The sequence below is a fragment of the Reyranella sp. genome (assembly GCF_004297405.1).
Classification (GTDB): Bacteria; Pseudomonadota; Alphaproteobacteria; order Reyranellales; family Reyranellaceae; genus Reyranella.
Map to the genome: position 1 here is coordinate 257,218 of NZ_SCVC01000046.1, position 18,257 is coordinate 275,474.

Genomic DNA, 18,257 nt, shown 5'->3' on the forward strand with positions numbered 1-18,257 from the left:
GGCAGCGGGGACGAGGCGCGCGCATCTTCTGGTCATGATGAAATTTCCAGTTTCCAGTCGGAGATCCCTGCTGATCGGCGGCGCCGCCGCGGCAGGCGCCCTGCTGATTGCTGGACGGTCGAGGCCAGGTATCGCCAAGCCTGGATACAAGGCCGCTGCCGAGGGCCCGTGGGCCGTCGAGCTCTTCACCTCGCAAGGCTGCAATTCCTGCCCGCCGGCCGATGCCTATCTCGGCCGCCTGTCGATGCGGCCGGACATCGTCGCGCTCTCCTTCCATGTCGACTACTGGGACTATATCGGCTGGAAGGACCCCTTCGCGTCGCGCGAGACGACCGAACGCCAGCGTGCCTATGCCCGCGTGCTGAAGCAGCGCTACGTCTACACGCCGGAAATGGTGGTCGACGGCATCGGTCACGATACCGGCCGCGACCCCGGCCCGATCGAAAAGTTGCTGGCCGAGGCACAGCGCCGGTCACCCAAGCGCGCAACGCCCGAACTGTCCCGCGCCACCAGCGGGCCGCTCAGCATCAAGCTCGCGGCCTTCGACCTTGAGGGCAAATCAGCCGACGTCACACTTGCCGTCTACGATCGTCGTCACTCCACGCCGATCAACAGCGGCGAGAACCAGGGCCGTTCTCTGCAGAACTTCAACATCGTGCGCCACTTCGAACTGGTGAGCCGATGGAACGGCGCAGCAGCCGACTGGACGATTCCGGCCGAACGCATCGGCCCCCTGCAGGGCATGGCGGTGCTGGTGCAGCATGCCGACCACGGACCGCTGATCGGCTGCAACAAGCTGGAACCCGCTTACTCCGGCTGACCTCACTCCATCTTGGCGCCAGTTGCCTTGATGATCGGTTCCCAACGTTCGATCTCACGCGTGAAATAGGCCGCCGATTTCACGGAATCGGCGTCGCCCACCGGATCTATCGACATGCTGCGCAGATCAGCCTGCAGCTTCTCGTCGGCCATGATCCGGCGCGTGGCCTCGGCAATCGCCGTCACGATCTCAGGCGGCGTACCGGCCGGCAGCGCTACAGGATTGACCGTCAGCACCTGGACCTCGGGCAGACCACTCTCCCCGGTCGTCGGCACTTCCGGCGCCAGCGCCGACCGTTTCTCGTCGCAGACCGCGAGGTAGCGCAGCTTGCCTGACTTGTAGTGGCTGAACGAGGTCCCGAAAGTGTCGAGCATGAAGTCAACCTCGCCTGACAGGCAGGCCTGCAATGCCGGACTGTTGCCTTTGTAGGGCACATGCAGGGCGCTGAGGTTGCCGGCCTTCATCTTGAACAGCTCACCGCCCAGATGGTTGATGCTGCCCATGCCCGAGGAGCTGTAGCGGTATTTGTCGGGGTGGGCCTTCAGCAGTGCCACCAGCTCGGGCAACGTCTTGGCCGGCAGTGTCGGATTGGCGGCGATCACCATCGGCACATTGCCCACGATGAACAGGATGAAGTCCTTCACCGGATGATAGGGCATCACCGGCATCAGGAGCGGGCTGGTAACCTGGGTCGACGAGGAGCCGAACAGCATCGTGTAGCCATCGGGCTTCGACTTGGCGACCAGATCGGCACCGATCGTACCGCCGGCCCCTGCCTTGTTCTCGATCACCACCGGCTGGCCCAGCAGCGCCGACAGTCGCTCACCATAACGGCGACCGAATACGTCGGTCGGACCGCCCGGCGGGAAGGGCACCACGAGCCGGATCGGCTTGGACGGGTACTTGTCTTGCGCGGCAGCCGTTGCCGTGCCGAGGAATGTGCTGCCGGCGAGAGCACTGCCGGCGACGAGAAGCCTGCGTCGGTTCATGATCGTCTCCAGAATCGTTCGTCTCACCATTTCGGAACACGCTTGTCGAAGAAGGCGGCGATGCCCTCGCGCGCCTGCGGGCTGGCGAGGCCAAGGCTGATCGAATCGACGGCGCTCGCCATCGCAGCACGGTGGCCGGATTCGTCGCTATGCCAGACGAACTGCTTGGTGCGTGCGATGGCATCGGGGCCGCCGCGCAGCAAGCCGGCAAGCATCCCCTCGAGTTCCGTTTCGAGTCCCGCGGCCGCGACAGAGCGTGTGATCAGGCCGATTCGATCGGCCTCCCGTGCGTCGATACGCCGGCCCGTCAGGACGAGTTCCATCGCCTTCTTGCGGCCGACTGCGAGGAACAGCGCCATGAGTGCCGGCGACGGCGGAAAACCGTGATGCACTTCGGGATAGGCAAACAGCGCGGCATCCTCCGAAAGCGCGATATCGCACCAGCTCGAGAGGGTCGCACCGGCCCCGAAGGCGTACTTCTCGATCACCGCCACGGTCGGCTTGGGGCAGAACCAGACCGCCTCGTTCAGCGCTCGGAGCTTTTCGTATGTCGCCACGATCGTGTCGTTCGAGGCGTCCTGCAACGCCCTGAGATCGCGCAGTTCGCGACCGGCGCAGAAGATGCCGCCGCGGCCACGCACCACGATGGCTCGGCACGACGGATCGGCAGCGAGACTGCGGTAATGGCCGGCCAGCGTCTCGATCAGCGAATTGTTCAGCGCATTACGATGCGCCGGATTGTCGATCCAGAGCATGACAACACCATCGTTGCGCCGCTCGAGGTCTATTTTGCCGCTCATATCACTCCTTCTTTCCGTAATGCCGCGATCCGCGACGCATCGAGGTCAAGGTCGTCCTTCAGGATCGCGTCGGTGTGTTCGCCGAGCAGGGGTGGCGCGCCACCTGGGACCGCCGGTGTGGTCGAGAGGTTGAGTGGCACGCCGACCAACGACAGGGAGTCGCCGCCGCGTGTGGCCACTTCCAGCACCATCTTCATCGCAGCGACCTGCGGATGAGCCAGCGTCTGCGCAAGGTCATTAACCGGTGCACAGGGCACGTTTGCTGTTTCCAGGGCGTCGACCCAGGCGGCGGTCGACCTGGTGGCAAAGATCGCCGACAAGGCCGAAATCACCTTGTCGCGATTCTCGATGCGCAGTGTCGTCGTCGCCAGCGCCGGATCGGCGGCGAGCTCGGTGGCGCCGATCGCTGCACAGAGCCGCTGCCACGCAGCATCGTTGGTGGCGCCGGCCAGCACATGGCCGTTTTCTGTGCCGAATGCCTGATAGGGCACGATGTGCCACACACCCGATCCGTCGCGCGGCGGAACCTTGCCGCCCAAGGTGTAGGCCGGCACGTGGTAGCCCAGCAACGCGATGGCCGTTTCCATCAACGACACGCGGATATGCTGGCCGCCCGCCTTACCGGCCTGTCGCGCGTAGAGCGCCGAGGCAATACCGGAGAAAGCCAGCAGGCCGGTCGCCATGTCGATGAAAGAAGCGCCAGCGCGCACTGGCCCGCCGTCTCGTTCACCGGTCATCGCCATCATGCCGCTGAAGGCCTGCAGCATGAGATCGTAGCCGGGCTTGCCGGCGAGCGGGCCTTCGTGGCCATAGCCGCTGATCGTTGCGTGCACGAGATCCGGCCGCAGGGCGCGCAACCGGGCATCATCGACCCCCAACCGTTCGGCGACGGCCGGCAGGAAACTGTCGATCACGACATCGGCCTTGCGCACCAGCCCCGCCAGGATCTCCTGTCCTGCGCCGCTCTTGAGATTCAGCGTCATGCCGCGCTTACCACGATTGACGCTGAGGAAGTTGGCGCTCTGACCGTCGATGACCGGCGCCCATTTCCGGTTCTCGTCGCCGCCGACATCCTCGACCTTGATCACGTCGGCGCCGAAGTCGGCCAACATCTGCCCGCAGAACGGCCCTGCAAGAACGCGGCTGAGATCGAGAACGCGGATGCCGGAGAAGGCAGTCATGTCAGAGGCCGCGCACCACGGCCTGGCGTTTCGCCCGCCATGCCTCGTGCGCTTCCTTCGAATCTTCGGTCTGGCTCAGCGCGGCGAAGCGATAGACGTCGACCTCGGACGCGTCGCGTATATTGGGAATATCGAGACCCTTGGTGAGCGACTCCTTGGCAAGCCGCGCGGCGAGCGGCGGTAGGGCAGCAATGTCGTCGGCTACCTTCAGGGCCTGCGGTATCAGTTCTCCATGCGGCACCAGCCATTGCGCGAGCCCGATGCGATAGGCTTCGGCGGCATCGATCGGACAGCCAAGGGCGGCCTTCATCGCATTACCCTTGCCGACCCAACGCGCCAGCCGCACGGCGCCGCCATAGGCCGGCATGATGCCGAGGCGCACTTGCGGCAGACGCCATTCGGCACGCTCCGACGCCACGATCAGGTCGCAGCAATAAGTCGCGATGCAGCCGATGCCGATCGCATAGCCGTTCACCGCGCCGATCACCGGCTTGGGGAAATCGGTCAGCAGGTTGGCGACGAATTTCCGCCAGTGCGGAATGCCGGTGATGAACGCCGCCGGTGACGCCACGGTATGGGTCTCGGTGTCGGCGAGATTGGCGCCCGCCGAGAAAGCTGCGCCCTTCTCGTCGCCGGTCAGGATCACGCAGCGGATCTCGTGATCGTGCTCCAGCTCGGTAAGCCGCGCTTCGAGTCCCTCGTTGAAGTCCTCGTCCCAGGCGTTGCGCGCCTCGGGACGGCTCAAGGTCAGAATGGCCACATGGCCGCGTCTCTCGCAAAGCAGAGGCATCGCTCTCTCCTGTCGTCACTCGTCCAGCTTGATGTTGCCGGCGCGAACCACCTCACCCCATTTCTTCGACTCGGCGTCGAGAAAGGTGCGGAACTGCGCGGCATCGTTGCCCACGATGTTGTTGCCACCGGCGACCAGCTTGCGGCGCACTTCCGGATCAGCCAGCGATGCCTTGGTCGCTTCGTAGAGCTTGCGGACGATCGGCTCGGGCGTGCGCGCCGGCGCGAACAAGCCGACCCAGGTGTCGGCGTTGAAGCCCTTCAGCACTGTTTCATTGAGCGTCGGCACGTCCGGCAGACTTTGCGAGCGCTCCAAGCCGGTCATCGCGATGGCTCGGAGCTTGCCGGCCTGGATCAGCGACAGCGTCGCTGAGACGGTCGAGAAGCTGAGATCGACGTTGCCGGCGACGACGTCCATGACGGCGGCGCTGTCACCCTTGTAGGGCACGTGCACCATGTCGAAGCCGATGCGCGTCCTGAAGAGTTCGGCCGCGAGATGGGTCGGCGCACCGATGCCCGAAGAGCCGTACTGCATCTTGCCGGAATGGGCTTTGGCATAGGCCACAAGCTCGGCCGGCGTCCTGACAGGCAGCCGAGGATTGACCACGATGACCACGTCGTTGGTCGCAACCAGGCTGATCGGCACGAAGTCGTTCACCGGGTCGTAGGGCACCTTGAGCATGTGCGGATGGATGGTGAGTGCGCCGATGCCGCCCAGCAGCAGCGTGTAACCGTCGGGTGGCGCCTTGGCGACGGCATCGGTGCCGATGCGGCCGTTCGCGCCGGATCGATTGTCGATGATCAGCCCCTGACCCAGTTCGCGACCCATCCGCTCAGACAGCACGCGGCCGATATTGTCGGTCACGCCGCCAGGGGTAAACGGAACGACCAGCCGGATCGGCTTGTCGGGATAGGTCTCGGCCCGGACCAGGCCTGGGACCCAGCTGGCGCTCGCAAGCGCCGCCAGGGCGCCGAGCGCAAACCGCCTTGTCTTCATTGTGTTTCCTCCGATGCGGAGGATTCGCTGAAAAGCGGTTATTCTTGAATTATATTTTTACTATCAGAATATTCTTATTATTGTATCAAAGATGAACCTGCGCTCGCTCCGTTGCTTCCTTGCCGTGGCCGAGGAACTGCATTTCGGCCGCGCCGCCAAGCGCCTGGCCCTCTCCCAGCCGCCACTCACCCAGCACATCAAGAATCTCGAAGCCGAGGTGGGGGCGATGCTGTTCCTTCGCACCAAGCGATCGGTGCGCCTGACCGATGCCGGCGCGGCGCTGCTGGACGAAGCGCGGCGCTTGGTCGTGCAGGCCGATGGGCTACGTCACATCGTGCAGCGTGCGCACGAAGGCCGCAGCGGCTATCTGCGCGCCGGCTTCATCACCTCCTCGGTCTTCACCGAGATCCGCAAGTTCTACAGCAAGATCTCGCGCGGCGTGCCCGGCGTCACGGTGATGTGGCAGGAGATGAGCTCGTCCGAACAGATTGAAGCGCTGCACGAAGACAAGCTCGACATTGCGGTGCTTCACATGCCGGCGCCGCACCCCGACCTCGTCGCACGCACGATCGTGCGCGAGCCCATGGTAATGGCGATCTGCGATGTGCATCGCCTGGCGGGCCGTCGCGAGGTTCGGCTGCAGGATTTCGTCGGCGACGATTTCGTGCTGCCACTAAGACACATGTCGCCGATTTTCTACGACAGCATCATCGCCGCCTGCCGCAACGCCGGCATCAGCCCGACGATCCCGCCCCATCAGGCCCGCAACCTACTTACGATTCTGAGCCTGGTGTCGGTCGGCGCCGGCGTGTCGGTTGTTCCGCGCACGCTGGCCTCAGCCGGCTTTCCCGGTGTCGTTTTCAAGCGTCTGCGCGGGCAGGTGCCGATCAACGAGGTTTCCGTGGTCTGGCGTGCGGACAACCGCTCTCCGGTATTGGCCAGGGCGCTGCAGGCGCTGGGGCTGACACGCCCCTGACCAGGCCGGCGACCGGCCTTGCTTCCGCCATCCCTGCGCGCGATGGTGCCCCAATGTCGCTCTCCGGCGCCTCCGGCCGCCTGACCGCCGTCCTCGGCCCCACCAACACCGGCAAGACCTACCTCGCGATCGAGCGCATGCTCGGCCACGCCTCTGGCATGATCGGCTTCCCGTTACGTCTGCTGGCGCGCGAAAATTACGACCGCATCGTGCAGCTGAAGGGGGTAAATCAGGTCGCGCTGATTACCGGTGAAGAGAAAATCACCCCACCCGGCGCGCGGTATTTCGTCTGCACGGTCGAGTCGATGCCGCTCGAGCGGCCGGTCTCCTTCCTTGCGGTCGACGAAGTGCAAATGGCGGCCGATCCCGAGCGCGGCCATTTCTTCACCGACCGCGTACTGCACGCGCGCGGCATCACCGAAACAATGTTGCTGGGCGCCGACACGATCCGTCCAGTGCTGAACCGGTTGCTGCCCGACATTGATGTCGTGGCGCGGCCGCGTTTCTCCAAGCTCAGTTATGTCGGGCCGAAGAAGGCGACACGCCTGCCACGTCGCTCAGCGGTCGTCGGCTTCTCGGCCAACGAAGTTTACGCCATCGCCGAGTTGATTCGCCGCCAGCGCGGCGGCACGGCGATCGTGATGGGCGCCCTCAGCCCGCGCACGCGTAACGCCCAGGTCGAGATGTTCCAGTCGGGCGAGGTCGACTACCTCGTCGCCACCGATGCGATCGGTATGGGCCTCAACATGGACGTGAACCATGTCTGGTTCGCCTCGCTGCGCAAATACGACGGCCGCACGCTCCGCCCCCTGCGCAATGTCGAGATCGCACAGATCGCCGGCCGCGCCGGCCGCCATATGAACGACGGCACCTTCGGCACCACGGCCGAAGTCGGCGGCCTGGAGCCCGAGACGGTCGAGGCCATCGAGAACCACCGTTTCGATCCGCTACGCGACGTGCAGTGGCGCAATTCCGAGCTCGATTTCCGCTCGGTGCAGGCATTGACCGCATCGCTCAATGCCCTGCCGCCGCATCCGGCGCTCCAGCGTGTGCGCGAGCAGGACGACCAGCTCGCTCTGCAGGCTTTGGCGGCGCATTCGGAGTTCCTGCCGCGCCTGCACTCGCCGCGCCGGGTCAAGCTGCTCTGGGACGTCTGCCAGGTACCGGATTTTCGCAAGACGATGACAGAGGAGCATACGCGCCTGCTCAGTCAGCTCTTCGAGCACCTGACGCAGGGCGGCGAGCGTCTGCCCGAGGACTGGATCGACGGACATGTGAAACGGCTCGAGCGCTACGACGGCGATATCGACACCTTGATGGCACGCATCGCGCACGTTCGGACGTGGACCTATATTTCACATCGTCCCGACTGGATTCAGCGCGCGACCCACTGGCAAGAGCGCGCACGGGCTATCGAGGATCGACTTTCTGACGTATTGCATCAGCGTTTGACGCAACGGTTTGTCGATAGACGCGCGGCGTTGCTTGTACGAAGATTGCGCGATGAGGGTGAAATGAATTCGTCAGTCGCCGCAGCGGGCGAAGTGACGGTCGAAGGTGAGCACCTCGGCCGCATCGAGGGCTTCCGCTTCGTGCCGGACGCGACAGAAGGACAGACGGACCAGAAGGCCGTGCTGAGTGCTGCACTGCGCGCGCTGCGTCAGGATCTGCCAGCGCGCTTGCAGGCGTTCACGAACAGTCCTGACGGCGAGATCGTGTTCGATGCGCAACTTCGCGTGTGCTGGGGCGGTGGCCCCGTTGCGCGCCTGCTGCCGTCGGGTGATGTGCTGGCGCCCAAGGTCGAGGCCATTGCGTCGGATCTGCTCGACGGACCGGCACGTGAGGAAGTGCGCAAGCGTGCCGCGGTCTGGGTGGAGACTCGCATCAGGCTCGGCCTCAGCGAACTGATGGATGCGCGCGCTACGACCGAATTGCCGGCCGGCGCGCGAGGCATTGTCTTCCAGCTCTGCGAGAGCCTCGGTGTGCTGCCGCGCCGTCCGATCGAAGATCAGCTCGCCCAGCTTGCGGAAGAGGATCGCAAGGCGTTGGCGCGGCTTGGCGTGCGCGTCGGCGTCTACTCGATCTACTTCCCGAGCATGTTGAAGCCGGTGCCGATTCGCTTGCGCGCCGGCCTCTGGATGATCGCCAAGAATCGCGAGGCAATCCCACAGCTACCGGCCGAGGGCCGCACGTCGATGGATCTGCCGCGCGATGCCGAGCGCGATTTCTACGCCGCCATCGGCTATCTGCCTCTCGGCGACCACGCGATCCGCGCCGACATGGTGGAGCGACTCGCGGCCATGGCGCGCCATGCGGTGCGCGACAGCCGAGAAACTGCCCGTCGCGCGCAGCAGCAGGAGAAGCAGGAGAGGAAGCCCAGAGGCGAGGCCGCTGCGACTGCAGCGCCTGCCGCCGCAGCGCCGTCGACCGACGAGATCAGCGAATGGGCGATTGTCGCCGCTGCTTTCGGCGAAATGGAGCCGGTGGCGGATGTCATCGAAGCACCGCCTGAGGCACCGGCAGAAATAGCGGAGACGCCGGCCGAGGCAGCACCTGCTGCGGAAGCTGCCGAAGCGCCCGTCGAATCGGCGCCGGAGCCCCAAGCGGAAACCACGGCAGAGGCAGTTGCGGAAGCGGCACCTGAACCTGTGGCCGAGGAAGCCAAGGCCGAAGAGGCATCAGAAGAGCCCAAGCCGCAGCCGGAGGCGAAGAAAGGCCCGCGGCCTCTGCCTCCCGGCTGGTTCCGCGCAACGCCGCAGATGATGTCACTGGTCGGCTGCTCGGAGCCAGAGATGGCCGATGTGCTGAGTGGCCTCGGCTATCGCGTGCATCCGCCGTCGGAAGAGAACGGCCCGTTGCATGCCTTCTCGATCAAGCCGCGCTTCGTGCGCGAGCGCGAGGAGCAGCGCGAACGGCAGCGTCAGCACCAACGCGACCAGCGCGACCAACGCCGTCGCGAACGGCCGGAGCGGCCGAACGAGCGGCAGTTCTTCGCCGATTCGCCGCGCCCACCGCGCGGCAAGGATGATCGGCCGCGCAAGGATGGACCCCGGCCGGATCGCCCACCGAACCAGGGCAAGGACGGTCGCCCACCGCAGGAGAACAGAGGACGCGACGACAGGCGTGGCCCGCGGCCGCCGCGTCGCGACAGTGGCGGACCGGCCCTGCGCCTTTTCGCCACCACCGAGACGAAGGGCGATGCGGCAGCCGATTCGCCGTTCGCCAAGCTGCTCGAGCTGAAGCTCGGCGGAAAGAAGTAATTCCGCCGTGGGGCGCTGACGCGCGATGCGTCTCGACAAGTGGCTCTGGCACGCCCGCTTCTTCAAGACGCGTTCGCTGGCCACCCGCTACATCGAGAAATCGCGCTGCCGCATCGATGGCCGGGTGGTCGACAAGGCGCATGCCACGGTAGCGCCCGGCATGGTCCTGACCTTTGCGCTGGGGCCGAAGGTGCGCGTTGTCCGGGTTGTTGCTTTAGGGGAGCGGCGTGGACCAGCTCCCGAGGCTCGGTCGTTGTATGAAGAGATCGAGCCGCGCTGATTCGGCAGTCTTGCGCCGCCGTGTCCATCGCGTTAAGCACGCGACGCTCGTTTAGGAACTCGTATGACCTATGTCGTGACTGAAGCTTGCATCAAGTGCAAGTACATGGACTGCGTCGAAGTCTGCCCCGTGGATTGCTTCTACGAGGGCGAGAACATGCTGGTCATCAATCCGGACGAGTGTATCGACTGCGGCGTCTGCGAGCCGGAGTGCCCGCCCAACGCCATCCTACCCGATACGGAATCGGGCCTGGAGAAGTGGCTGGAGCTGAACCGCGGCCTCTCGGCCACTTGGCCGAATATCACCCGCAAGGGCGAGGCCCCTGCTGACGCCGAGGCCTTTAAGGACGAGAAAGACAAGTTCGAAAAGTATTTCAGCGACAAGCCCGCTGCGCGATAGAAACGACCGTTCGCAAGTCCTTTCTTGCACTTTCTGCAACAGCCATGCGGCAGTTGCATAGGCCCACCGTTGCCGAAATGCAACATAAGCCCTGACTCCGTCCGGATTCTCTGATATAACACTCCTGCTGGAAGCGATCCGAAGTTCGGTCCGCTGCCGGCTCGGTGTCCGTGTCGGTATCCGATAACAACTTACCGATACATAGGCATCGGGCGAGCACACAGGGGAGTGTGCGCGGCGGGTCGCGGTATCGCTGAAAGCGGGGCTAGTCGTGGAGGGAATCGAGGATATGACCAAGCCGAAGAAGGTGGCGGCGAAAGCGAAGGAGTATGCCTTCGAGAAGGGCGATTTCGTGGTCTATCCGACCCACGGCGTCGGCCGCGTCATCGATATTGAGGCCAAGGAAATCGCCGGGCACAAGCTCGACCTGTTCGTGATCTCCTTCGAGCAGGAGCGCATGATGCTGCGCGTACCTGTCGCGAAGGCCAAGATTTCCGGTCTGCGCAAGCTCAGCTCGCGCAAGATCATGGAGAGCGCTCTGGTGACCCTGAAGGGCCGCAGCCGTGTGAGCCGCGCCATGTGGAACCGCCGCGCGCAGGAATACGAAGCCAAGATCAACTCTGGCGACCCGGTGTCGATCGCCGAAGTCGTGCGCGACCTGCACCGCAATGCCGGCCAGCCGGACCAGTCGTACAGCGAGCGCCAGATCTACGAGGCGGCCCTGGATCGCCTGGCCCGCGAGCTGGCGGCTGTCGAGCGTATCGACAAGGATCTCGCCACCCAGAAGCTGAACAGCGTCCTGCAGAAGGTCGCCTAGGCCCTGGGGCCGGCAGGCTTGAGCCGAAAGGCGGCCGACAGTCCACTGTCGCGCCGCCTTTTTTATGTGCACTGTCCTTGAATGAACAATCCGCCCGCCTCGATTGCTCGCCTGCGACACGGTGGCTGCACCTGGGCATTAGGCGGGGTGTCTGGCGATGACACCGCGTTGGAGAGGCTGTCTGCCGTCCTGCTGTCGCGCTGGCAGTCGGGCGACCGGCTTGTCGTGCTGGGCAACATGCTGGGCGCGGCGGGCGATCCGGTGCGCGCCCTGGACCTCATGCTTCTGTTGCGACGTCGCCTGCTGGCCAGGCCAAGCGCCGAGGTCGAGGATTTCGTCTTCCTGCGCGGTGCCCAGGAGGAGATGTGGCACAAGGTGCTGCAGCTTCAGTTCGCCATGTCGCCACTCGACGTCCTCGACTGGATGCTGGCGCGCGGCCTCATGGCCACTATCGAAGCCTATGGTCATTCCGTCGCCGAAGGGCGGATCGCCAGCCGCAATGGTCCGTCGGCTATTGCACGCTGGACCGCGAGCCTGCGCCAGCGCCACACTCAACAGCCAGGCCATCCCGATCTGCTGAACTCGCTCGCACGGGCGGCCATCAGCGCCGATGGCCGCATCGTGTTCGCCGCCGCGGGAGCCGATCCGGCCCGGCCGCTCGATGAGCAGGCCGACGCCTTCTGGTGGAATGCCGCATCGGACAACGCGCTCGACGACGCGCTCGGCAGGGCTGGCGACGGTGGTTGGCCGGCCATCGACCGGCTGGTCCGGGGTACGGCCCCCGCCAGCAACGTAGCCAACGAGAACGGTCGGGTGCTGACGGTCGCACGCGATCGGCCGACCCTGGTCGCCCTCGATGCCGATGGCGCGGTGCTGGAGAGGATCGAGCCCTGACTACGGCTCGATGATCTTGATCTCGGAGCGGCGCGTAAGATCGGCCGGCGCATCGGCAGCATTAAGCACCAGCAGGCGCTCCATTCGAAGCGTCTGATAAGGCATGCGGGCGGCAAGCTGAGCGGCCGTCGAACCAGTCGGCGAGATGATGCGCAGCCGATAGGGTTTCAACGCGACAACCTCCGCGTCGGAGAGTGAGCGGAAGCTGCGGGCTGCGTTCAGCAGCACCTCGATCTGGCGGTCCTGCCCGGGACCTTCGCTCATCAGGTTGAAGTAACAGATGCGCTCGCCGTGGCGGACGATGACGTAACGCGCCTGCGCAAGCCCGGTGTCGGAACCACGCGGTCGCGCGCCGATCGCCGCCTCCGCGCCACCGATCTCGGTTGCCCGAATATCGGTCGGCGTCGGCTTCAGCTTGTTGCGCATCCAGTCATCGAGCCGACCCTCCACCTGGTCGGTCGTGCAGGAAAAGAACATCAGCGAGCGATCGCGGCCAACAGCCAGCACCCCGTCGTTTTCGTTGAAGACGAAGAAGCCTGCAGGTGCGGTGAAGGCCAGCCGCAAGGTTGGATGCAGGAAAGAGGTGCCCCGCACGAAGCCCTCGTTCGGCGGATCGTCGACGGACATGCCGTCGATCGAGGCGAAGTATTCCTTTTGGTTGGCCTCGCCCGGCGCCGAGGTGCCCGGCAACGCCGCAAGCGCCTCGAGCCGTTCGACCGGCGCCGGATGCGTGGAAGAGGCACTCGGCCGATCGCCGACATCGGACGTCTCGCCCATGATCTGCGATTCGAGCTGCGACTGGCGACGCAGGCGATGGATCAACCCCTCCATGGCACTGCCGCGATAGCCTGCCTTGGTCATGTAGGTGAGGGCGAGCCGGTCGGCTTCGAGTTCCTGCTCGCGCGAATAGCGTCGCAACGCCAGCAGGCCTTCGTTGGCGACCGATCGGCCGACCGTGACGGAACCACTGGTCGACGCCGCAGCAACGGCAGCGTCGACCATGTCCTTGCGTACGCGGGCACGTTGCGCGGCGTGACGCTGAACGAGGTGGCCGAGTTCATGGCTGAACGCGGCGGCGAGCTCGGCCTCGTCTTCGAGGATCGCCAGCAAGCCGCGCGTCACGAACACATAGCCCGGCACGGCATGCGCATTCGCCAGCGACTGGTCGAGCACGGCGAAGCGATAGCTTCCGGGAAGCCCGGCCGCCGTCACGATGCGTTGACCGACGCGATCGACATAGGCTTGCAGCTTGGGATCGTCGTAGGCCGGCCCAACCAGCCTCTCGACCTCGCGTGGCAGGGATAGCGCGCCGCGGCCTGCCGACGCCGCGTTCGTCTGCGGCGGAGTGACCTGCGGCGTGCAGGCAGCAACGACCGCCAGCATCGCGACCGACGCTAGAATCCCGCGAAAATTCACGATTCCTCATCACGGCGCAGCAGGCGCCGTGTCGACCTTAGACGTTTGGCCGAGGCTGCTGCAATCGTCGCAAGGCTGGAATGACGGCTGCCACTATGGCAGTGATGTCAGCAGGTATTCGCATGCCGCGTTCTGAGACTCCGCTCCGATCCGATCTGTTTCCCGAAATCTCGCCCTACGCCAGCGGTATGCTGGCGGTCGATGGGCGGCATACGATCTATTGGGAGCAAAGCGGCAACCCCGAAGGTGTACCCGTCGTGTTCCTGCACGGCGGTCCGGGCGCTGGTTCCGCGCCGGTCCATCGCCGCTTCTTCGATCCGCAATTCTATCGTGTCGTCGTCTTCGACCAGCGCGGCTGCGGCCGCTCCATGCCGCTCGGCGAGCTGCAGGACAATACGACCGCCGATCTCGTCTCCGACATGGAGAAGCTCAGGACGCATCTCGGCATTCAGCGCTGGCTCCTGTTCGGCGGTTCGTGGGGCAGCACGCTGGCGCTCGCCTACGGGCTCGCCCATCCCGACCGCACCGCGGGCTTCATCCTGCGCGGCATCTTTCTCGGCGCCCGTCCGGAGATCGATTGGTTCCTGCACGGCATGCGGACAATCTTCCCGGAAGCCTGGCGCGACTTCGCCGAGCATCTGCCGGAAAGCGAGCGTTCCGACCTCCTCGGCAATTACTATCGCCGCCTGATCGATCGCAATCCCGACCGGCACCGCCCGGCGGCGCGCGCCTGGAGCCGTTACGAAGCCGCCTGCTCGACACTCTATCCGACAGTGCGTGCGCCGTTCGAAACCGACCATGGCGGCTTTGCGCTCGCCCTGTCGCGTATCGAGGCGCACTACTTCGCCAACGGCACCTTCGTGCCCGAAGGCTGGCCCTGGGCACAGCTCGAACGGGTGCGCCATCTGCCCTGCACCATCGTGCAGGGCCGCTACGACATCGTCTGTCCGCCGGTCACCGCCGATGCGCTGGCACGGGCCTGGCCCGAGGCGCGCTATGTCGTGGTGCCCGACGCCGGCCACAGCGCCCTCGAACCCGGCATTCGTGCAGCGCTGGTCAATGCCACCGAAAGCTATCGCCTGTCGCTCAGCGACGACGAACTCTTTGCCCCACGTTTTCCCTGGGAAGCCTAAATGTCATTCGTCCTTCCGCCGGAACAGACCGGCGCTGCCGCTTGGTATGGCCCTGAAATCTCCAAGCGTGACGATTGGCTGATGCCCCTCGGCGCTGCCGAAGTAGCCGAGGTCGAGGCGGCGACCAAAGCGCTGGTCGCCCGCAATGCCGATATTGCCGCCATCGCGGCGCGCGACTTTCCCCTGCCGACCCTCGGCGCCAAGCTGCGGGCACGCGTCGACGACGAAGTTTTGAACGGCCGCGGCTTTCTGCTGCTGCGCGGCCTGCCGGTCGAACGTTGGTCGATGGCGGAATCGGCGACGGCCTTTTTCGGCTTGGGCGCCCATCTCGGCTCCGCCCGCTCGCAGAACGGCAAGGGCCATGTATTGGGTCATGTCCAGGATCTCGGCCTCGATGTGAAGGATCCCAACGTCCGCATCTATCAGACGCACGAGCGCCAGACCTACCACACCGATTCCTGCGACATCGTCGGCCTGCTCTGCCTCAAAACCGCCAAGTCGGGCGGCCTGTCGGCGCTGGTCAGTTCGACCACCATCTTCAACGAGATGCGCCGCCAGCGGCCCGATCTGCTGCAGCTCCTGTTTCAGCCGCTCGCCACCGATCGGCGCGGCGAGGTCCCGGCAGGCCAGAAGCCTTACTTCGAAATCCCGGTGTTCAACTGGCACCAGGACTATCTGACGGCGATCTATCAGCGCCAGTACATCGACTCCGCGCAGCGCTTTGCCGATGCGCCGCGACTCTCGGCCGCTCAGGTCGAAGCGCTCGATATGTTCGACCGGCTGGCCAACGATCCGAAGCTCAACCTGTTCATGGAGTTCAAGCCGGGCGACGTGCAGCTCGTGCACAACCACACCATGCTGCATGACCGCACGGGCTTCGAGGACTGGCCCGAGCCCGAGCGCCGCCGTCATCTCCTGCGCCTGTGGCTGGCGGCTGCCGGTGGACGCCCCCTGCCCGAGATCTTCGCCCAGCGCTACGGCCAGGTGACCATAGGCGATCGCGGCGGCATCATCGTGCATGGCACCAAGCTGCATGCTCCGTTGCAGGCCGTTTGACCGCAGTTGACCTGACGCGAGGTCATCCCTAAGTGAAGGCCGCTCAAAGAAACCACGGATACTAGGGACAACATATGGCCAGCGATCCTACCGCGGGCGGCGCCCCGGCGGATATGCCGGTCGAGACGCCCGAAACCGATCTCGATATTCCCTCCAAGCCGGAGAGCGCCGCCGATTGGCAGCGCCTCGTCGAGCAGCTTCAGGCCGAGAAGACCGACCTGCAGGACAAGCAGCTTCGTGCCTTGGCCGAGGCGCAGAACGTCCGCCGTCGTGCGCAGCAGGATATCGAGAAGGAGCGCAAGTTCGGTATCGAGCGTTTCGCCCGCGATGTTCTGTCAGTCGCCGACAATATCGGCCGAGCGCTGTCGGCTCTGCCGGCCGACCTCGAGACGCTGGACCCTGCCTTGCGCAATGTCGTGGTGGGCGTCCAGGCGACCGAGCGCGAGCTGCAGTCGGTTCTGGAGCGCCACGGTGTCACCCGCGTCGAGGCGCTGGGTAAGCCCTTCAATGCCGAATTCCACCAGGCGATGATGGAGATCGAGGACCCGAGCGTCCCCTCCGGTACCGTCGTCCAGGAAATGGCCCCGGGCTACCTGATCGCCGGCCGGCTGCTGCGGGCGGCCATGGTCGGGGTTTCGAAGGGCGGTCCGAAGGTCAGCCCCCAGGCAAGCAACGAAAACTAGCCAGCTTTCCTCCCGGTGCTTTCCCGCCCCGGGGGCGCCAGCACACAAAGAATACACCCTAGGCGGCAAAACAGCGCTTTCAAGCTGCGAATTTGGACCTTAAGTCCATTGCAGGCAGCCGCTTAGGACCTATATAGCCCCTGTCCTGACCCGGTTTTTCCGGCAGGTAACATTTTGAGGGGGTCGATCAGGCGCCTTTGGGGCCGGGCCGATCTGCCTAGGGAAGAGAGCAGTATCATGGCGAAAGTCATTGGCATTGATTTGGGTACGACCAACTCGTGCGTCGCGGTTATGGAAGGCGGCGACACCAAGGTCATCGAGAATTCGGAAGGCGCGCGGACGACCCCGTCCATGGTGGCCTTCACCGACGGCGGCGAGCGACTGGTCGGCCAGTCCGCCAAGCGCCAGGCCGTCACCAACCCGCTGAAGACCCTCTACTCCGTGAAGCGCCTGATCGGGCGCCGCTTCGACGACCCAATGGTCGCGAAGGAGATGTCGCTGGTGCCCTTCAAGATCGTGAAGGCAGCGAGCGGCGACGCATGGGTCGAGGCCAGCGACCAGCAATACAGCCCGAGCCAGATCTCGGCCTTCATCCTCGGCAAGATGAAGGAAACCGCCGAAGCCTATCTTGGCGAGAAGGTCGAGCAGGCGGTCATCACCGTTCCCGCTTACTTCAACGACGCCCAGCGTCAGGCGACCAAGGACGCCGGCCGCATCGCGGGCCTCGAAGTGCTGCGCATCATCAACGAGCCGACCGCGGCTGCGCTCGCCTACGGCATGGACAAGCGCAAGAACGGCACCATCGTGGTCTATGACCTGGGTGGCGGCACGTTCGACGTGTCGATCCTCGAGATCGGCGATGGCGTGTTCGAGGTGAAGGCGACCAACGGCGACACCTTCCTGGGTGGCGAGGACTTCGACCAGCGCGTCATCAGCTACCTGGCGGACGAGTTCAAGAAGGAGCAGGGCATCGACCTGCGCAACGACAAGCTCGCTCTGCAGCGCCTCAAGGAAGCGGCCGAGAAGGCCAAGATCGAGCTCTCCACCGCCAAGGAGACCGAGATCAACCTGCCGTTCATCACGGCCGACGCCAGCGGACCCAAGCATCTCGTGATCAAGCTCTCGCGCGCCAAGCTCGAGTCGCTGGTCGACGATCTGGTGCAGCGCACGCTCGAGCCCTGCAAGGCAGCCCTCAAGGATGCCGGCCTGCAGGCCGGTCAGATCGACGAGGTGATTCTGGTCGGCGGCATGACGCGCATGCCGAAGGTCATCGAGACGGTGAAGCAGTTCTTCGGCAAGGAGCCGGCCCGTAACGTCAACCCCGACGAAGTCGTCGCGGTCGGCGCCGCGGTCCAGGCCGCCGTGCTGAAGGGCGAGGTCAAGGACGTCCTGCTGCTCGACGTGACGCCGCTGTCGCTCGGCATCGAGACGCTGGGTGGCGTGTTCACGCGCCTGATCGAGCGCAACACGACGATCCCGACCAAGAAGAGCCAGACCTTCTCGACGGCCGATGACAACCAGACCGCGGTCACCATCCGCGTGTTCCAGGGCGAGCGTGAGATCGCGGCCCAGAACAAGATGCTGGGCCAGTTCGATCTGGTGGGCATCCCGCCGGCGCCGCGCGGCGTGCCGCAGGTCGAGGTCACCTTCGACATCGACGCCAACGGCATCGTGCAGGTCTCGGCCAAGGACAAGGCCACCGGCAAGGAGCAGCAGATCCGCATCCAGGCTTCGGGCGGCCTCAGCGAGGCCGACATCCAGAAGATG

17 protein-coding genes are annotated in these 18,257 nt (G+C 65.0%); 11 read left to right on the plus strand and 6 right to left on the minus strand.

Going from position 1 to position 18,257, the window contains the following annotated elements; translation table 11 throughout:
- Positions 1-34 precede the first annotated feature (34 nt).
- Positions 35-820, plus strand: coding sequence for a thioredoxin family protein (locus EPO50_RS29805; RefSeq protein WP_296350437.1), 786 nt, complete (start codon positions 35-37; stop codon positions 818-820).
- A 2-nt stretch (positions 821-822) separates the two neighbouring features.
- Here EPO50_RS29805 and EPO50_RS29810 read toward each other — a convergent pair whose 3' ends face one another.
- Genes EPO50_RS29810 through EPO50_RS29830 form a run of 5 tightly spaced genes read right to left on the minus strand, consistent with a single transcriptional unit; the run spans position 823 to position 5,576 of the window.
- Complete coding sequence (locus EPO50_RS29810; protein ID WP_296350438.1) at positions 823-1,809, minus strand: tripartite tricarboxylate transporter substrate binding protein; 987 nt, start codon at positions 1,807-1,809, stop codon at positions 823-825.
- A 23-nt stretch (positions 1,810-1,832) separates the two neighbouring features.
- Positions 1,833-2,609 (minus strand): enoyl-CoA hydratase-related protein, encoded by a 777-nt coding sequence (locus EPO50_RS29815; protein ID WP_296350440.1) that lies wholly within the window; start codon positions 2,607-2,609, stop codon positions 1,833-1,835.
- The gene (locus EPO50_RS29820) at positions 2,606-3,790 is read right to left on the minus strand and encodes a CaiB/BaiF CoA-transferase family protein (protein WP_296350442.1); all 1,185 of its coding nucleotides are present in this window, start codon (positions 3,788-3,790) and stop codon (positions 2,606-2,608) included. The genes EPO50_RS29815 and EPO50_RS29820 overlap by 4 nt, the downstream gene beginning before the upstream one ends.
- Before the next feature lies 1 nt (position 3,791).
- On the minus strand, positions 3,792-4,580 hold the full coding sequence (locus EPO50_RS29825; RefSeq protein WP_296350444.1) for an enoyl-CoA hydratase-related protein: 789 nt from the start codon (positions 4,578-4,580) through the stop codon (positions 3,792-3,794).
- Between the two features lie 15 nt (positions 4,581-4,595).
- On the minus strand, positions 4,596-5,576 hold the full coding sequence (locus tag EPO50_RS29830) for a tripartite tricarboxylate transporter substrate binding protein (RefSeq protein WP_296350446.1): 981 nt from the start codon (positions 5,574-5,576) through the stop codon (positions 4,596-4,598).
- Positions 5,577-5,667: 91 nt separating this feature from the next.
- On the opposite strand from EPO50_RS29830, the gene EPO50_RS29835 reads away from it, so the two are divergent.
- From EPO50_RS29835 to EPO50_RS29860, 6 genes are all read left to right on the plus strand, one after another.
- Positions 5,668-6,552 (plus strand): LysR substrate-binding domain-containing protein, encoded by an 885-nt coding sequence (locus EPO50_RS29835; protein WP_296350447.1) that lies wholly within the window; start codon positions 5,668-5,670, stop codon positions 6,550-6,552.
- Between the two features lie 53 nt (positions 6,553-6,605).
- Positions 6,606-9,812: a helicase-related protein gene (locus EPO50_RS29840; protein WP_296350449.1), complete on the plus strand. Its 3,207-nt coding sequence runs from the start codon at positions 6,606-6,608 to the stop codon at positions 9,810-9,812.
- A 25-nt stretch (positions 9,813-9,837) separates the two neighbouring features.
- Entirely contained in the window at positions 9,838-10,092 is a 255-nt protein-coding gene (locus EPO50_RS29845; RefSeq protein ID WP_296350451.1) for an RNA-binding S4 domain-containing protein, read from the plus strand.
- Between the two features lie 63 nt (positions 10,093-10,155).
- A complete protein-coding gene (gene fdxA / locus EPO50_RS29850; RefSeq protein WP_296350453.1) occupies positions 10,156-10,491 on the plus strand; it encodes a ferredoxin FdxA in 336 nt (111 codons plus the stop codon).
- A 289-nt stretch (positions 10,492-10,780) separates the two neighbouring features.
- Positions 10,781-11,308 (plus strand): CarD family transcriptional regulator, encoded by a 528-nt coding sequence (locus EPO50_RS29855; RefSeq protein ID WP_296350455.1) that lies wholly within the window; start codon positions 10,781-10,783, stop codon positions 11,306-11,308.
- 168 nt (positions 11,309-11,476) lie between these two features.
- Positions 11,477-12,202: a hypothetical protein gene (locus tag EPO50_RS29860; RefSeq protein ID WP_296350456.1), complete on the plus strand. Its 726-nt coding sequence runs from the start codon at positions 11,477-11,479 to the stop codon at positions 12,200-12,202.
- Here the strand turns inward: EPO50_RS29860 and EPO50_RS29865 are convergent, their stop codons facing one another.
- The gene (locus tag EPO50_RS29865; RefSeq protein WP_296350458.1) at positions 12,203-13,618 is read right to left on the minus strand and encodes a M48 family metalloprotease; all 1,416 of its coding nucleotides are present in this window, start codon (positions 13,616-13,618) and stop codon (positions 12,203-12,205) included.
- A gap of 122 nt (positions 13,619-13,740) precedes the next feature.
- On the opposite strand from EPO50_RS29865, the gene pip reads away from it, so the two are divergent.
- The 4 genes from pip to dnaK all read left to right on the plus strand — a co-directional run.
- Positions 13,741-14,751 (plus strand): prolyl aminopeptidase, encoded by a 1,011-nt coding sequence (gene pip / locus EPO50_RS29870; RefSeq protein WP_296350460.1) that lies wholly within the window; start codon positions 13,741-13,743, stop codon positions 14,749-14,751.
- A complete protein-coding gene (locus tag EPO50_RS29875; RefSeq protein WP_296350462.1) occupies positions 14,752-15,807 on the plus strand; it encodes a TauD/TfdA family dioxygenase in 1,056 nt (351 codons plus the stop codon). It begins immediately after the preceding gene.
- 74 nt (positions 15,808-15,881) lie between these two features.
- A complete protein-coding gene (gene grpE / locus EPO50_RS29880) occupies positions 15,882-16,490 on the plus strand; it encodes a nucleotide exchange factor GrpE (RefSeq protein ID WP_296350463.1) in 609 nt (202 codons plus the stop codon).
- Between the two features lie 237 nt (positions 16,491-16,727).
- Positions 16,728-18,257 (plus strand): molecular chaperone DnaK (gene dnaK, locus EPO50_RS29885; RefSeq protein WP_296350464.1); only part of this gene is annotated, 1,530 nt, incomplete at its 3' end.

Coding starts and splice junctions, on each gene's coding strand:
- EPO50_RS29810 (WP_296350438.1), bottom strand. CDS start 1,809: ATGAACCGACGCAGGCTTCTCGTCGCCGGCAGTGCTCTCGCCGGCAGC.
- pip (WP_296350460.1), top strand. CDS start 13,741: ATGCCGCGTTCTGAGACTCCGCTCCGATCCGATCTGTTTCCCGAAATC.
- fdxA (WP_296350453.1), top strand. CDS start 10,156: ATGACCTATGTCGTGACTGAAGCTTGCATCAAGTGCAAGTACATGGAC.
- EPO50_RS29835 (WP_296350447.1), top strand. CDS start 5,668: ATGAACCTGCGCTCGCTCCGTTGCTTCCTTGCCGTGGCCGAGGAACTG.
- EPO50_RS29830 (WP_296350446.1), bottom strand. CDS start 5,576: ATGAAGACAAGGCGGTTTGCGCTCGGCGCCCTGGCGGCGCTTGCGAGC.
- EPO50_RS29815 (WP_296350440.1), bottom strand. CDS start 2,609: ATGAGCGGCAAAATAGACCTCGAGCGGCGCAACGATGGTGTTGTCATG.
- EPO50_RS29875 (WP_296350462.1), top strand. CDS start 14,752: ATGTCATTCGTCCTTCCGCCGGAACAGACCGGCGCTGCCGCTTGGTAT.
- EPO50_RS29845 (WP_296350451.1), top strand. CDS start 9,838: ATGCGTCTCGACAAGTGGCTCTGGCACGCCCGCTTCTTCAAGACGCGT.
- grpE (WP_296350463.1), top strand. CDS start 15,882: ATGGCCAGCGATCCTACCGCGGGCGGCGCCCCGGCGGATATGCCGGTC.
- EPO50_RS29840 (WP_296350449.1), top strand. CDS start 6,606: ATGTCGCTCTCCGGCGCCTCCGGCCGCCTGACCGCCGTCCTCGGCCCC.
- EPO50_RS29855 (WP_296350455.1), top strand. CDS start 10,781: ATGACCAAGCCGAAGAAGGTGGCGGCGAAAGCGAAGGAGTATGCCTTC.
- EPO50_RS29820 (WP_296350442.1), bottom strand. CDS start 3,790: ATGACTGCCTTCTCCGGCATCCGCGTTCTCGATCTCAGCCGCGTTCTT.
- EPO50_RS29825 (WP_296350444.1), bottom strand. CDS start 4,580: ATGCCTCTGCTTTGCGAGAGACGCGGCCATGTGGCCATTCTGACCTTG.
- EPO50_RS29805 (WP_296350437.1), top strand. CDS start 35: ATGATGAAATTTCCAGTTTCCAGTCGGAGATCCCTGCTGATCGGCGGC.